We start from the raw sequence: 1,686 nt of genomic DNA on the forward strand, positions 1-1,686 counted from the left end.
AAACGTAAGGTATATTTTTATTTTAGGATAGGAGAGGTACTTTAGTGCACTGGTTGTTAGAGAAGTGCATATCCTTTTCTCCGAGGATTTTATGATATTTTTGCTGCTTGTTTCATGTAAGCAAATATTTTGTTGGCTTTAAAAGAGCTGCTGAAATGAGAAAAGCTTTGCGATATGAGAGATTTATTTAACAGGAACGATGATAAATTATTCTTATAAATTAAAATATTATATGCGATACTTCTTGTAAGTTTATCATTTTGCCTAATTTATGCAATAAATTGATTGGGTAAGATAAACTTGTTGAATTGTTAGAGAAAAATTTCTTGAGTAATTTCTTTAGAATTAAGAGAGAGCTTGTGAAATAAAACTATACTTGATTTATCAAGTTTTCTTTCTTAAGAGGAATACACAAGTGACGTTAAAAGGGTAGTGGCATTGTGGAACAGTGATGCTATGCGGGGTGACGATCCAGCTCATAAATAAAGATAAGAGCACAAGAATGTGAGATAAAAATGGAATCTGAAACAGTCCCTTTAGATAAAACAGTCCCTTTAGATAATATGTCTGCTGTATTGACAGTGCATGATTTTTCTCCTCTTTCTATGTTTATGGCTGCTGATTGGGTGGTGAAAGCCGTTATCATTATTTTGTTACTTGCTTCACTTATGTCTTGGACAATTGCTTTTGTGAAAATTGTTGAGATCACTTTGGTAAAACGAAGAGTACGTCATGAACTTCAATTGGTTCTAAATGCTCAGACTCTTACGCGTTTGGCAGCTAGCTTGAAAGAAAGCAAAGGAGCTGGTGTGTTTTTTCTCAAAGAAGTCCTTAAAGAGGTGTATCTTTCTGCACAACAGGTTCATTTTTCTGCTCCTGAAGGGATAAACGAAAGCTCTGGTGAAAAAACCAGTACAGGGGAAAATGCACAAACGATTGAAGATATTCTCTTTTATGAGGAGAGCAATCAATATGAAGATGTTTCCCGCGATGTTCGCGATGCTAAGGCTCGCGATGTTCATGAAGGTTTAAAAGAAAGGGTTCATTCACTTTTGTCACGCTGCTTGCTGGCTGCTACACGCCGTGTTGCATGTGGAAGCGCTGTTCTTGCAACTATTGGCGCAATTGCTCCTTTTGTTGGTCTTTTTGCAACTGTTTGGGGAATTATGAATTCTTTTATTGGGATTGCTCAATCTCAAACAACGCGACTTGATGTGGTGGCGCCTGGAATTGCTGAAGCCTTATTCGCAACGGCTGTTGGGCTTTTTGTGGCTATTCCCGCCGTTGTTATGTATAATAGCCTTATGCGTGCTTTGAGTGGTTATCGCAGTGATTTAGGCGATATCGCTGCTGCTCTTGAAAGGCTCTTGAGCCGTGAACTTGATAGACAAAGACAACAGAAAAGTCATAAAAAATGAAAGCAAGCCTTAATAATGATTGGGATATAGACGAGAGTGGGTTGCAAAGCGAAATCAATGTAACCCCTTTTATTGATGTTGTATTGGTGTTGCTTATTGTTTTTATGGTTGCTGCGCCTTTGGCAACATCTGCCATTTCCGTTCAGCTTCCTTCTATAACTCAAGCACCTTCAGTGGTTCAGTCTGATGAACCTCTTTATGTTACGTTGCAAAAAGATCGTTCTCTTTACATTGGTGATCATCTTGTAGAACAAGCAGCTTTGAGAGA

General features: G+C 38.0%; 2 protein-coding genes. Both read left to right on the top strand.

Features of this window, described 5'->3' with window-relative positions:
* Nucleotides 1-515: 515 nt before the first annotated feature.
* Nucleotides 516-1,418, top strand: coding sequence for a MotA/TolQ/ExbB proton channel family protein (locus ACFIL8_RS09955; RefSeq protein ID WP_375689635.1), 903 nt, complete (start codon nt 516-518; stop codon nt 1,416-1,418).
* Nucleotides 1,415-1,686, top strand: a 272-nt coding sequence (locus ACFIL8_RS09960; RefSeq protein ID WP_375682199.1) for a biopolymer transporter ExbD, incomplete at its 3' end; no start/stop codon positions are given. The genes ACFIL8_RS09955 and ACFIL8_RS09960, both read left to right, overlap by 4 nt.

Source organism: Bartonella sp. AP57NXGY, assembly GCF_042195805.1.
Classification (GTDB): domain Bacteria; phylum Pseudomonadota; class Alphaproteobacteria; order Rhizobiales; family Rhizobiaceae; genus Bartonella.